This window comes from Paracnuella aquatica (assembly GCF_003332885.2).
GTDB lineage: Bacteria > Bacteroidota > Bacteroidia > Chitinophagales > Chitinophagaceae > Flavisolibacter > Flavisolibacter aquaticus.
In genome coordinates, this window is record NZ_QOWJ01000001.1 from 682986 (window position 1) to 696183 (window position 13198).

Here is a 13198-nt window from a genome sequence, read left to right on the forward strand (position 1 = left end):
TTTTACATAAATTGGCGCTATATTAAATTTCAACCCCAGCCAAATGCAAAACAATCGTAGAAACTTTTTAAAGACCGCCACTGCCTTGGGGTCGGGTCTTTTCCTTACTTCTTTTGCTACAAAAATGACCGGTTGCACTGCTGCAAAAGGAAGCGCCGGCGCAAACACAAAACCTTTTGGCCTGCAGCTCTACACCCTGCGCGAAGATTTTCCAAAAGATCCCAAAGGCGTGCTAAAACAGGTTGCCGATTTTGGATACAAGCAAGTGGAAGGATATGAGGGGAACCAAGGAATTTTTTGGGGCATGAAGAACACAGAAATGAAAAGCTACCTCGACGGCATTGGCCTCACGATGGTTTCTACCCACTGCGACATGAACCGCAACTTCGAACAAAAGGCTGATGAGGCTGCGGCCATTGGCATGAAGTACCTGATTTGCCCCTACCTCGGTGCAAATAAAAGCCTGGATTTTTATAAAAAAGCCGCCGACCGCTTCAACCAGTGCGGCGACATCTGCAAGCAGCGCGGGCTGAAGTTTGCTTACCACAACCACGACTATTCGTTCCGCCCGGTGGAAGGGCAACTGCCGCAGGATGTGATGATGCAGATGGCTAACCCATCAACGGTTGATTTTGAAATGGACATTTACTGGGTGGTGATGGCAGGCCAGGACCCCATGGCGTGGATGAAAAAATACCCCAACCGTTTTACGCTCTGCCATGTAAAGGACCGCGGCGCTGTCTCGGGCAGCAACGATAAGTTCGAATCGGTGGTATTGGGTAAAGGCAGCATTCCTTACCAAAGCATGCTGTTGGAAATGGAGAAGTCGGGCATGCAATATTACATTGTAGAACAGGAAGCTTATGCCGGCACTACGCCGTTGAATGCTGTAAAATTGAACGCTGATTACATGCGGACGGTGAAGTTGTAGCACTTGCCACTATGCACAATGTTTAAAACTCGAATTGAATTACAGAAAAGGGATGCGTAATGCATCCCTTTTTCGTTGGTGCAATGACTATCAATTATTGCTGCGCTTCAAAAACGGAACTAAAAATTTTTAAAAAACCGATAGAATCGCTGCTGAACTGAATTTTTTATGCCAATGAAATATAACGCTCCTGGTTAGACGCTTTTTGAATAACGTAAAATGAATCCATTCTTTTTTTAGATAAAAACATGTGCTGGACAGACTAGACAATACAATATTTATGCAACTGTGATTTTGCTAAAAAGTGTTCTTTTGACACGAAATGGTAGCAACGAAAAATAATTTTATTAAAATGATGCCTATTTGGTGTCATTTTTGTTTTTTCGTAGCTTCAAACTAAATTGCCATAAATGTTTCAACGATTGCTTGCTTCACTTAACCAACAGTTGTGGTGCCAGGGTATACGTAAGCCCTTGTTACACTACCAATGCGATTCGGGATCGTTAACCCGCCAAACCCTTGAAATCGGAGAAGGTTCTCTGGACCAAAACGGAACACTTGTCATCAACACCGGAAAATTCACCGGCAGATCGCCCAAAGACAAGTACGTGGTGCAGGATGATATGAGCGATGAATTCGTACACTGGAATGATTTTCACAAACCTATTTCGCCAACATGCGCCGAAGAACTGCAGCGCAAGATGATGCGCTATCTTTCCGAACGGCAGCTTTGGGTTCGCGATTCATTTGCCTGTGCCGATCCCAATTATTCACTGCCGCTTCGCCTTGTTTCCGAAAAGCCTTGGGCCAGTCTTTTTGCCGGCAATATGTTTATTGCAGCCAAAGGCCCTGAACTGGAAACGTTTGAACCCGAATGGTATATTTTTCATGCGCCGGGTTTCCTGGCCGAACCCGAAGTAGTCGGCACCAACGCTCCACAGTTTGTGGTCATTGATTTTGCAAAAAAACATATTCTTATTGGCGGCACCGGTTATACCGGCGAGATTAAAAAAGGTATGTTTACCGTGCTCAATTACCTTCTGCCCATGGAGCAGGTATTGCCCATGCACTGTTCCGCGAATGTTGGTAAAAAAGGAGATGTTGCCTTATTTTTTGGATTGAGTGGTACCGGCAAAACCACGCTGAGTGCAGACCCGGACCGGCGACTAGTGGGTGACGATGAACATGGCTGGAGCGATGAAGGCATTTTCAATTTCGAAGGCGGATGTTATGCCAAATGCATTGGCCTCAGCGCTGAAAAGGAACCGCAGATTTTTGGGGCCATCCGACCCGGTGCCCTTGTTGAGAACACTTCGTTTTTTTCTGGGACACAGCAAATCAATTTTGACGACAGCACCGTTACCGAGAACACACGGGTATCCTATCCCCTTTCCTATATAGAAGGCGCTGTGATACCCTCGGTAGCCGGCATTCCCGAAAATATATTTTTCCTCACCTGTGATGCTACCGGGGTATTGCCGCCCATCAGCCGCCTTACGTCCGAGCAGGCGATGTATCATTTCCTGGCGGGTTATACCGCAAAAGTAGCCGGCACCGAAACCGGCATTACTGAGCCGAAAAGTACATTCAGTGCCTGCTTCGGCGCACCGTTTTTGCCGCTGCATCCGCAAGTGTATGGTAAAATGCTGAAAGAGAAAATTCGCGACAATGCGGTGAATGTATGGCTGGTGAATACCGGCTGGACTGGTGGCTCCTATGGCACCGGAAGCCGCATCAAGCTGGCATATACCCGTGCCTTAATTAAGGCGGCGCTTGATGGCGTGCTGGAGCACATGATCTATGAAACGGAACCCGTTTTTGGATTGCGCATTCCTAATTCTTGTCCCGGTGTGCCGGCAAGCATACTGAACCCGCGCAATGCTTGGGAAGATGGCGCTGCTTATGATGCAGCTGCGCAAAAATTGCATGCAGCGTTTGAGCAGCAAATGCAAAAAACAAAACAAGCAGCAACAACTTCCAGGAGAGGTGTATTCCGCACCCAACTGGTACGCACTACCTGATGCTATTATAAATTTTTGGCTAACGATTGCTTTGTTTTTCAACAGACCGGCCCACCAGGGCCGGTTTTTATTTTCAGGCTTTCGCAAATCGAGATCAATAAACCATTTCATTCCGCAGTAATGTCATGCCGAACTCGTTTCGGCATCCCCTTCCCTTATCAATATTTTCCAAACATTAGGAGGAGATGCCGAAACAAGTTCGGCATGACATTACTCAAATTCAAAAACTTATTTCGGTCGCAAGCCGGTGAAAGATGAAAACGGAAGCGGCACAAACCAGTAATTTTTTCTACGCTTTCAATTCAGAATGACCACTAAAGCAAGGCTTGATTTTCTGCTCTAAAATTTAAAATTATACGTCACCGCCGGTATGATCGGGAAAATAGACACCTGCCTGGCTTCCACTTTTAAGGTGCCTTCCAGCGGGCTTCCGGTTTGGTCGAAATAGATGAAATAAGGATTTTGGCGGCTGTATACATTGTAGATGCTAAATACCCAACTGCCTTCATAACGGCGTTTCTTTTTTGCCTGTGGCGTGTATGTGGCTGAAAGGTCTATGCGGTGATACGAAGGCATGCGGTACTGGTTAATTCGGCTATACTCCTGCGTTAGTACACCTTCTACAATATAAAAGCGCTCAGGCAGCGATGCCGCATTGCCCGAGCCAAATACAAACACAGACCCAAAACGCCATTTGGGGCTTAGTTCATAGGTTGCCACTGCAGATAGGTCGTGGCGCCGGTCGTAACGCGCCGGGTATTTATTGCCTTCATTCAAATCGGGGAAACGGCGCCAGGTCCAGGAAAGCGTGTAGCCGATCCACCCGGTCAATTTGCCCTGCACTTTGTTTACCAAAAACTCGGCACCATAGCTCCAGCCTTTACCAAAAACAAATTCTTCCTCCGGATCCTGTAAACCAGGCGTGTACCCTTCGCGGTACTCAATCTGGTTCTGCATGTTTTTGTAATACACCTCCACCGAGGTTTCAAACATATTGTTGCGCAGGTTACGGAAATAACCCAACGCATATTGCCAGCCAATTTGCGGTTTTACAATAAATGTACTGGGCACCCAAAGGTCGGTGGGCAGCGTTGAGCCTGAGTTGCTGACTAAATGTATAAATTGAAAATTTCGGTTGATGCCTGCTTTAAGCGATGAAGCATCATCAATAGTGTAGCGCAGCGTAGCCCGCGGCTCCAGCCCATTGTATTCCTTGATCTTGTCGCCGCTTCCATACACAATGCTATCCAATTTGTTCCGGTTAATGTCGCGGGTATAGCGGGTGTATGGGCCTAGCTGTGTAAATCCTGTCCAACGTACACCGGCATTGAGTTTCAGCCGGTCGCTGATGTCCCAGTCGTCCTGGATGTACACGCCGTTTTCCAGCGCAAACTTGTTTCCTTCATTACTGGGCGCAAACGCCACCGAATCTTGGCGGCCGCTTACTACGTTGGGCGTAAACCGGTGGTAAGTGGCCACGGCGCCAAACTTGATCTTGTGCTTTGGTGCGGGGTAATAATCAAAATCAACTTTTGCACTGCCATCCCTGATGCCTGAAGCTAGCGACACAGAAAAATTATCCTGGTTGGCGGCAAACTTGAATTTATAATCATTGTACACCAGCGTGGCGTTGGCAAAAAGTTTTTGATTGAACACATGGTTCCAACGTAACGTAGCCGTGCTGTTGCCCCACGGAATGTTGGCACCAAACGAACGCCGTTGGTTGTTGAAGTCAAATACATCGCGGCCAAAATACCCACTCAGGTACAAGCGGTCTTTTTCCGAAAAACGGTAATTCACTTTTGCATTGAGGTCATAGAAGTAATAGCCGGAGCCATAAAAATCACTGGTCTTTTTTACAAACGGCTTGATCAATGCATCGACATAAGTGCGCCTTGCCGATACGATAAATGACGCCTTGTTCTTCACCAGTGGCCCTTGCAACGAAAGCCGGGAAGCAATAGCGCCAATGCCACCTTCGCCTTCAAACTTTTGGTTGTTGCCGTCCTTCATCGTAATGTCGAGCACCGACGAAAGGCGGCCGCCATATTGTGCCGGCATGCCGCCCTTAATGAGCGACGTATTTTTTATTGCATCAGAATTAAAAATGGAAAAAAATCCAAACAGGTGGCCGGTATTGTACACCACGGCGTCATCGAGCATGATCAGGTTTTGATCGGCGCCACCGCCCCGCACATAAAAACCGGCATTGCCCTCCCCTGCATTGCGAACGCCGGGCATTAGTTGCAATGTTTTCAAAATATCCACTTCGCCCATGAAGGCCGGAATATTTTTTATTTGATTTATCGAAAGGTCAATGCGGCCCATTTGCGCATTGCGCACATTTTGGTCGCGCCTGCGGCTAAACACATGCACTTCGGCCAATGCCGACGACTTAGAAAGCAATGTCCAGTTGAGCGTTAGATTTTGATTGAGCTGCACTTCGTTGCCCTGCGCCAGGTAGCCTACATGTGAAAGGGACAATGAATAGGCACCCGAGTCGAGGGTAAGCGAGTAAAAACCATACTGATTGCTGCCCACCGACATGCTGCTGCCCGCTACCGAAATAGTGGCACCAATCACCGATTCGCCGGTGGCGCTGTCGCGAACATAGCCGCTGATGGTGTATTTCTTTTGTGCTGTGGCGGAAAGCATTGCCAGTAATACAATCAGGCTGCAGATATATTTCATCCGTTGCTGGAAAATTAGGGATTTTGTATACGGTACAACAATGCAAACCCCAAATAGGTTACTGCACCTGGTCGAAAACCAGCGAATCCTTTACCTCGCCGCATTGCAGCATACCGCTTTTATACCGCGGGTGATGCAATCCAAGATACGGGTTGCGGATATCGGCGGTCTGGCTGATCCAGTTGCCTGTTTCTTCATCGTTAAAAGCCATCGGGCACTCCTGCAGGTACACTTTCGATGCGTCGTATTTTACAGTATGCAGCAGGTTGTACAGGTTGCCGGAAAGTTCATGAAATGTACGGCGCTTTGCTTCCAGGCCGTTGGCACTGCCAAATGCAGCAGTTTGGTTTTGTACTGTTTTCAAATGTGCTAGTGCCGACGTAAATAGTGCAGAGTCTTGTTGCAGCTCCTGTAATTTCAAGCCTGCCAATTCCTTTTGTAATTTCTCGGTAGCTGGCGCCAATTTGGCCGAATCCCAGGCCACCAATGTTTCGGAAAGCACATAGTATGCCTGTAATACCGAATCAACCGATTTATTAAATACAGCGCTGTGTTGGCTTGCTTTCACCGGCTTGACCAAATTAACTTCCTGGTCGGGCTTGGGTTTTGTTTCCCAATAGTACCAGGCAAACACGCCAATAAGCGCCAATACAACCAGTAAAGCAATCTTTTTCATGTGCTGTTCTTTTTGCAAAATTAAACCCGCAGGCATTGCCATAGCTGCTATTTCACTGCTTTCTTTTTTATCAATCACCCAGCGCTACATTTCTAAACCGAATCCGTTAACTACAGATAATCTTTTCCTTTAACAATTACACAACAGGGCTAGGTGGTACTTTAGCCCTGATGCATCGACTGCTGCTTTTTTTATTGCTTCTTTCCACTACTTTTTCCGCTGTTGCACAAATGCCGGATATGCTGAGTGTACGCCGAAAAAATGGCCGTACCATCAAAACTTTTTATGCGGGCAGCACCATTTCATTTATTACTAAATACGGCACTCCGATCTCGGGCAGTATTGTAACGATGCGCAACGATTCTATTTATATCCATACCTACAACATCCGCGCTGTGCCCACCACGCTGGGTGTAACGATGGTGGATACTTTTGCACGGCGCATTGAGCGGGTGCACTACCAAGACATTGGGCGCATTGAAGTGTATTCCAGAAAACGCGGCTTTTACGGCCGGCTGGCAGGGTATGCCGCGATTGGCGGCGGAGGCTATATTTTCCTCAATGTTTTTAACGGCCTGATGAATAGGGAGCCAGTCACCGCAAAAGAAAACCTGAAACTATTGATTGCCCCGGCGGCTACGGCCATTGGCGGCATTGCCGCACGCCAGCTTCTGAAGGGTATATATTTTACAAAAAAACGCCACCGGATCGTTTACATTTCACTGAACTAATTGCACCATTTTGGTAAATGCGTTGCAGGCGGTGGAAAACAATGTGCTCCAGACATTGTATAGTGTTCGGCGCCACAATCCGTTAAGATTTACGATACTCAGCCCCAAACCCGCCACCACAATGGGAAACTCTTTAACTTGCGCCTTCAATTTTTCATATGTTAGCTGGTTTTCAAAATCTGACCTTTGAATTTGGTGCCCGTACCATTGTTCGCGACGCAACCTGGCATATCCATCCGGGCGAACGCATCGGGCTGGTGGGCTACAACGGTACCGGCAAATCGACCCTGCTAAAAGTGCTGGTGGGCGAATACCTGCCCAGCGCCGGCCAGGTGGAGAAAGGCCGTTTTACCACTATTGGTTACCTGCACCAAGACCTGCTTTCGTTTGACACCAACGAGTCGATACTGGGTGTGGCCATGCATGCGTTTGACAAAGCCATGGCGCTTGAAAAAGAGCTGGAGCAAATAACAAAGGAATTGGAAACCGATTCATCGGATGAGAAATTGATGCTGTACAGCGAAAAACTTCACGAGTTTGAAGAAGCTGGCGGCTATACGGTGCAGCACCAAACCGAAGAAGTGTTGCAAGGTCTTGGTTTCAGCAATGCCGACCTGCAAAAGCCCTACAAACAATTCAGCGGTGGCTGGCGTATGCGGGTGCTGCTCGCCAAAATGATCTTGCAGGCACCCGACCTGTTGCTGCTCGATGAACCAACCAACCACTTGGATCTACCTTCCATTGAATGGCTGGAAAAATACCTGCAGCATTACAAAGGCGCTGTGGTGATTGTGAGTCACGACCGCTATTTCATGAACCGCATGGTGAAAAAAATCGTGGAGCTGTACCAGCGCGAATTGCATTTTTACAATGGCAACTACGAGTTTTACGAAGTAGAAAAACAGCAGCGTGTTGAGCTGCAGCAACGTGCTTTTGAAAACCAACAGGAATACATTCGCCAGCAGGAACGTTTTATTGAACGCTTTAAGGCCAAAGCCAGCAAGGCTGCGCAGGCACAAAGCGTGATGAAGCGATTAGATAAACTGGACCGCATTGAAGATGTGACCATTGAGCGACCGGACATACGCATCAACTTTGCCGTGGATAAAACGCCGGGCCGAGTGTTGGTGGAACTAAAAGATGTATCGAAAAATTTTGGCGACCTGCAGATCTTGAACAACACCGGCGCCGAAATTGAACGCGGCGATAAAATTGCGCTGATTGGTGCCAACGGAAAGGGTAAATCAACCCTGTTGCGCATTGTGGCCGGCACGGAGCCGCACCAGGGCAACCGCAAATGGGGACATAATGTCGAAGCAGCTTTTTATGCGCAGCACCAACTGGAATCGCTGAACGTAAACAACACCATTATCGATGAAATGAAAGACGCCGGTTCGAAAAAAACCGAACTGGAGTTGCGTACCCTGTTGGGTTGTTTTTTGTTTGGCGGCGATGAAGTAGAAAAGAAAATCCGCGTATTGAGCGGTGGCGAAAAAGCAAGGGTAGCATTGGCCAAAACTATTATTTCGAAGGCCAACTTTATGCTGCTCGATGAACCTACAAACCACCTGGACATACATTCTACCGAATTGTTGGTAGATGCATTGAACCGGTACGAAGGTTCGTTCCTGCTGGTGAGCCACGACCGTTATTTTATATCGAAAGCGGCCAATAAGATCTGGGAAATTGTTGATGGCGAAATCAAGGAGTTTAAGGGCGGCTACGAAGAATATGTAGCGTGGAAAGAACGCATGGCATCACGTAAAAGCGATGCGGCACCGGCTAAGGAAGAGAAAAAAGAAGTAAGAGCAGCTGCGCCACGGCCCGTGGCGCAGCCGGTGAAAAATGTGCCCATTGATAAAGAAGCAAAAAAAGAATTGCAGCGGGTACAACGGAAATTTCAGCAAACAGAGGAAACACTGGCAAAGTTGAACCAGCAAAAAACAGAGTTGGAAGCATCACTTGGCAACTCGAATATTTACGCCAACGCACAAACCTTTGCACAAGCCGAAGCCACTTATAAAAAAGCAGTAGCCGATATTGCTATCCTGACGAAAGAATACGAACAGCTATTTGAGCAGTTGATGGATCTGGAAGAAAAAGCAAAATAGTTGTTGATAGAAATAGAAAAGCGCATCCACTTTTAGGTGCGCTTTTTTTAATATATAGCACTTTGTAAAAAGACTATTTAACCAACCATTTACCTATTCTATTTAAAATTGAGTAAACAATGTCCTGTCGGAGTTGTCATGCCGAACTTGTTTCGGCATCTCCATTAACTTAAGGACACTTCATTAGGTGTGGTGGTATTTGTATATCTTTTTTAAAACATCTGTTATGCAGGAGATGCCGAAACAAGTTCGGCATGACAACCTCCAAAGACAAATGGTGCTTTGTAATTAGCACGTAGCACTAATCCGCATTCTCCTCAATCGCCTTTATAAAATCAATCACCAGGCAAGCAATCAATTGTCCCACTGCCCCATCACCGCCGTTCTGAAAGTTGGCAGCGCCTTCGCAGATATGCAGGTAAGCGGCTTGTGCTGATGACGCAGTAAGCGTAACATATTGACGGGCTTCTCTTGCACTTATTCCGGCCGGCGATGCGCCGGTACACAGCAGTCCTTGTACGGCGTCGAGGTCTAATTCCAGCCCGGTATAACCCTCGGCAGTAAATCCGATTGCATCGGCAACAGCCTGCACAAAGGTTCGTTTACCCCGCACGAAAATGTCTTCGAAAGTGATGCAATCCATAAATGGATTGTTTACCATATCTACCCACACGTTCTGCTGCAGGTATGTTTCCTGCAATCCAAGCACACAATATTTCTGCAAAAAGCCATCGTCCTCGGCATACCGGAACGGGTTATCGCTGTGCCTGCCTTCTGCCGGGCCATAGCCTGAATGCGCATCGAGGTTAATGCAATTCAATTGCGGCAGATCAAGTTTGCCCGCTTGCTGTAAACCTTTTGCCGCGCCTTTCAATAATGGGTACGCGTTGTTGTGTCCACCTCCAATCACGATCGGGATTTTGCCCGCCTGTACAATGGCCTTTGCCAATCCTTCCACTTCGGCATCTATGGTGTTTACGGCATGGCGAAAAGCTCCGATTTTTTCTTCTTCGTTCAAGGCCATTTTATCGATCAGGTCTTGCATGGCCTTAAAGTCAAATGCACCCAGCAACAGAATTTCGTCGCCATCCAAAAAGTCGTTGCTCTGCGCATTTAAAAAAGATTTGAGAAACAGGGGCCATGCCTGGCTCGATCCCGCCAAACCTAGATTTGCCTGAACACCCATATCTTCCGGTATACCAAAAATGACGTACGATGCGGTGCTTTGATCGAGTTCTTTTTGAAGGGTTAAACCCTGCTGCGGCGTTTGCACGGTTTCGCCCAGTTTGGTTTCAAACTTACGTACCTGTGTCAACGCCTGCAGATCGGCTTTTTTATAAAAATTGAAGTGTGTAAGGTTCATGGATATTTCCTTTTAGTGAAGCAAACAATGGCCTGCATGCTCCCGAACAAGAAGTTTGCCCAAGAGCATGTTGTTGCTTAAAGGTATTGCCAAATGGCACTTAAAAGGTTAACCAATCACAGGAAAAATAAAATATTTTTCAACCAATTTTCCGTGAGAAATCCATCTTCCTTCTTGGTTTTTCTTACTACAAAATTATGGTGCAAAAAGCACCAAGCATTTAATGCTGGTATGAATTTCTCGGGGTCCGCATCACCAGTTGCCGCAGCAGCGGCAGCACGTCCATTTGAGCACCCATCGAATAACGGGCCGCTGTATTACCGCGTCCAATTTTAATTGTATAAGCGTCATCTTTCAACGCCTTGAACATATCTTCATCGGTGGTATCATCGCCAATGCACAAAGTAAATTCCGGCTTGAACTGGTTAATCAAATTAAGCGCTGTGGATCCTTTGTCAACACCCAATAACCGCACCTCAATTACTTTATTTCCATCCACTACATGCAACGGCGTATTGGTAGTCAATTGCAGCAGGCTGTTGCGCAATTCCCGCGACCTGTTGAAACCCAAATCGGGATCGGTGTTGCGGTAATGCCATGCAAGCGTATTCTTTTTTTCTTCTATAAAAGAATTGGGACAACGGTTCACAAATAATTCCAAAATCGGCCTGATCTGCGCCTTCCAATCGTCGGGCTGGGTAACAAGCGTTTGCCATTCGCCGCCATGAAAGCGGATACAAGCACCGTGCTCGGCCACCAACGTTAGCGGCAAATGCCCGAGCCACTCCTGCAGGGTGGTCGCGTCGCGGCCGCTGATGATGATCAGTTCATTTTCTTCCGCAGCAGATAGTGCACTCAATACTTCGAGTAAATCACCGCCCGGCGCAGCCATCGAAGGCAGTCGCACAATAGGCGCCAGTGTGCCATCGTAGTCGAGCATGATGCACCGCTTTTGTGCATTGGCATAATCGTCCAACATCCGGTTGATGGCCAGTGGATCCAACAGGCGGATGCGATTTTTCTCTTGCATTTCTCGGGCCTGTTGCAATTGCGCTAAAAAGTCATGTATCCAGGTTTGCACATTGTATTCCGACAATCGGCGCTGCATGCCCTTGATTCGGGCAATCTGTTCATGTGGCGGCATGGCCAATGCCTGCTGAATGGCTGCCATCACTTCGGTAGTGTCGGTTGGGTTTACCTGCAGCGCCTCGGCCAGTTCGCTGGCTGCGCCGGTGAGTTCGCTCAGGATCAGCACACCTTTGTCTTCGCAGCAGGCAACAAATTCTTTTGCCACCAGGTTCATACCGTCGCGAAGCGGCGTGATGAGGGCAATGTCAGCGGTGAGGTACAGCGCACATAACTCCTCAAACGAAATATGGTTGTACCGGTATAAAATGGGTTGCCAGTCGAGGGTAGAAAAGCGGCCGTTGATCGTGCTCACCTTTTCTTCAATCTGGCGTTTGCGCTCTACATAAGTTGGAATCAGGTCACGCGAAGGCACAACCGTAAAAACAAACACGATTTTTTGCTGCCATTCGGGATAGGTTTCCAAAAAACTTTCATACGCATTCAATCGGTAGTTTAATCCCTTGGTATAATCCAGCCGGTCCACCGAAAAAATAATCTTACGATAACCGTATCGCTCCTGCAACTTGTTCGACAGATCTACAACACTTTCTTCTTTTACTGTTTTACGGAATTTTTCAAAATCAATACCTATGGGAAAAAGATCCGATTTGATGGTGCGGTTGCCATAATATATGGTGTTGTATTGCGACTCGACCTTGAGTGCCATTTTCACCGAGTGGATAAAATGCTGCACATAATCGTGGGTGTGAAAACCAATCAGGTCGGCGCCGAGCAGGCCTTGCAACAAAGCCATTTTCCAATCGGTTGGCATGAGCCGGAATATTTCGTACGACGGAAACGGAATGTGCAGGAAAAAGCCCAATTGCACGTCTGGTATGGCTTTCCGCACCATTGCGGGCAGCGCCATCAATTGATAATCGTGTATCCACACCACATCGCCGGGGCGGTATATTTCTTTTATTTTTTGTGCAAACAGTGCGTTGATGCGCATATATGCATCAAACTGGCTGCGTTCGTAAGTAACAATGGAAGGAAAATAATGGAACAGCGGCCACAACGTAGAATTAGAAAATCCGTTGTAAAATTCGTCGTACGTATCCTTGTCGGTAAATACCGGCTCAATGTTGAACGTGGTGGACAGGCCGCCCTGCTCCAATACTTTATACCAGTCTTCTTCCGGTGCATCAAACGTGCCTACCCAAATGCGTTCGTCGAACTGCTGCGTTTGGGGATCGTCCTTTTCAAAAAAACTTTTTATTGCCGAAACCAGCCCGCCCGAGCTTTGGCGCAACTGTACTTCATCGCCGTTTCTTTCAATTGAATAAGGAAGCCTGTTGGAAACAATGATCAATCTGTTCATGCGTTCAATCTCCTCTTTTTACATTCGAAAAATTGCGCCACAGGGATCCGGAACTGCATGGTTCGGCAATTACAAAACCGGATGGTGATGGCAAGGATGTCGGTTGCAAGTTACGGCATTACAATTTGACGGTCTTTGCACCACCGTTGAACGGAGCGTCGCCACTGCAGCATCATAGTTGTATTGCAGTTGGTCGACACAAAAATTTAGCCATTACAAATTGCA

The 13198-nt window shown here is 47.3% G+C and carries 8 protein-coding genes; 4 read left to right on the forward strand and 4 right to left on the reverse strand.

Features of this window, described 5'->3' with window-relative positions; genetic code table 11:
- The first annotated feature begins 43 nt into the window (after positions 1-43).
- On the forward strand, positions 44-931 hold the full coding sequence (locus tag DRJ53_RS02970; RefSeq protein WP_114234071.1) for a sugar phosphate isomerase/epimerase family protein: 888 nt from the start codon (positions 44-46) through the stop codon (positions 929-931).
- A gap of 410 nt (positions 932-1341) precedes the next feature.
- On the forward strand, positions 1342-2952 hold the full coding sequence (gene pckA / locus DRJ53_RS02975) for a phosphoenolpyruvate carboxykinase (ATP) (RefSeq protein ID WP_114234072.1): 1611 nt from the start codon (positions 1342-1344) through the stop codon (positions 2950-2952).
- 339 nt (positions 2953-3291) lie between these two features.
- Here the strand turns inward: pckA and DRJ53_RS02980 are convergent, their stop codons facing one another.
- Entirely contained in the window at positions 3292-5643 is a 2352-nt protein-coding gene (locus DRJ53_RS02980) for a TonB-dependent receptor (RefSeq protein WP_114234073.1), read from the reverse strand.
- 58 nt (positions 5644-5701) lie between these two features.
- Positions 5702-6319 (reverse strand): DUF3347 domain-containing protein, encoded by a 618-nt coding sequence (locus tag DRJ53_RS02985; RefSeq protein ID WP_162303792.1) that lies wholly within the window; start codon positions 6317-6319, stop codon positions 5702-5704.
- 170 nt (positions 6320-6489) lie between these two features.
- Here DRJ53_RS02985 and DRJ53_RS02990 point away from each other — a divergent pair, with 170 nt between their 5' ends.
- Both DRJ53_RS02990 and DRJ53_RS02995 read left to right on the forward strand, forming a co-directional pair.
- Positions 6490-7050, forward strand: a complete 561-nt coding sequence (locus tag DRJ53_RS02990) for a hypothetical protein (RefSeq protein ID WP_123893326.1) — start codon at positions 6490-6492, stop codon at positions 7048-7050.
- A gap of 158 nt (positions 7051-7208) precedes the next feature.
- Entirely contained in the window at positions 7209-9161 is a 1953-nt protein-coding gene (locus DRJ53_RS02995; protein WP_114234076.1) for an ABC-F family ATP-binding cassette domain-containing protein, read from the forward strand.
- A 301-nt stretch (positions 9162-9462) separates the two neighbouring features.
- Here DRJ53_RS02995 and DRJ53_RS03000 read toward each other — a convergent pair whose 3' ends face one another.
- Both DRJ53_RS03000 and DRJ53_RS03005 read right to left on the reverse strand, forming a co-directional pair.
- Complete coding sequence (locus DRJ53_RS03000) at positions 9463-10524, reverse strand: arginase family protein (RefSeq protein WP_114234077.1); 1062 nt, start codon at positions 10522-10524, stop codon at positions 9463-9465.
- Between the two features lie 220 nt (positions 10525-10744).
- Positions 10745-12973: a bifunctional alpha,alpha-trehalose-phosphate synthase (UDP-forming)/trehalose-phosphatase gene (locus DRJ53_RS03005; protein WP_114234078.1), complete on the reverse strand. Its 2229-nt coding sequence runs from the start codon at positions 12971-12973 to the stop codon at positions 10745-10747.
- Between the last annotated feature and the right edge of the window lie 225 nt (positions 12974-13198).

Excerpts from the sequence above, each read along its gene's own strand:
- DRJ53_RS02970 (WP_114234071.1), top strand. The coding sequence starts at position 44 with ATGCAAAACAATCGTAGAAACTTTTTAAAGACCGCCACTGCCTTGGGG.
- pckA (WP_114234072.1), top strand. The coding sequence starts at position 1,342 with ATGTTTCAACGATTGCTTGCTTCACTTAACCAACAGTTGTGGTGCCAG.
- DRJ53_RS02980 (WP_114234073.1), bottom strand. The coding sequence starts at position 5,643 with ATGAAATATATCTGCAGCCTGATTGTATTACTGGCAATGCTTTCCGCC.
- DRJ53_RS02985 (WP_162303792.1), bottom strand. The coding sequence starts at position 6,319 with ATGAAAAAGATTGCTTTACTGGTTGTATTGGCGCTTATTGGCGTGTTT.
- DRJ53_RS02990 (WP_123893326.1), top strand. The coding sequence starts at position 6,490 with ATGCATCGACTGCTGCTTTTTTTATTGCTTCTTTCCACTACTTTTTCC.
- DRJ53_RS02995 (WP_114234076.1), top strand. The coding sequence starts at position 7,209 with ATGTTAGCTGGTTTTCAAAATCTGACCTTTGAATTTGGTGCCCGTACC.
- DRJ53_RS03000 (WP_114234077.1), bottom strand. The coding sequence starts at position 10,524 with ATGAACCTTACACACTTCAATTTTTATAAAAAAGCCGATCTGCAGGCG.
- DRJ53_RS03005 (WP_114234078.1), bottom strand. The coding sequence starts at position 12,973 with ATGAACAGATTGATCATTGTTTCCAACAGGCTTCCTTATTCAATTGAA.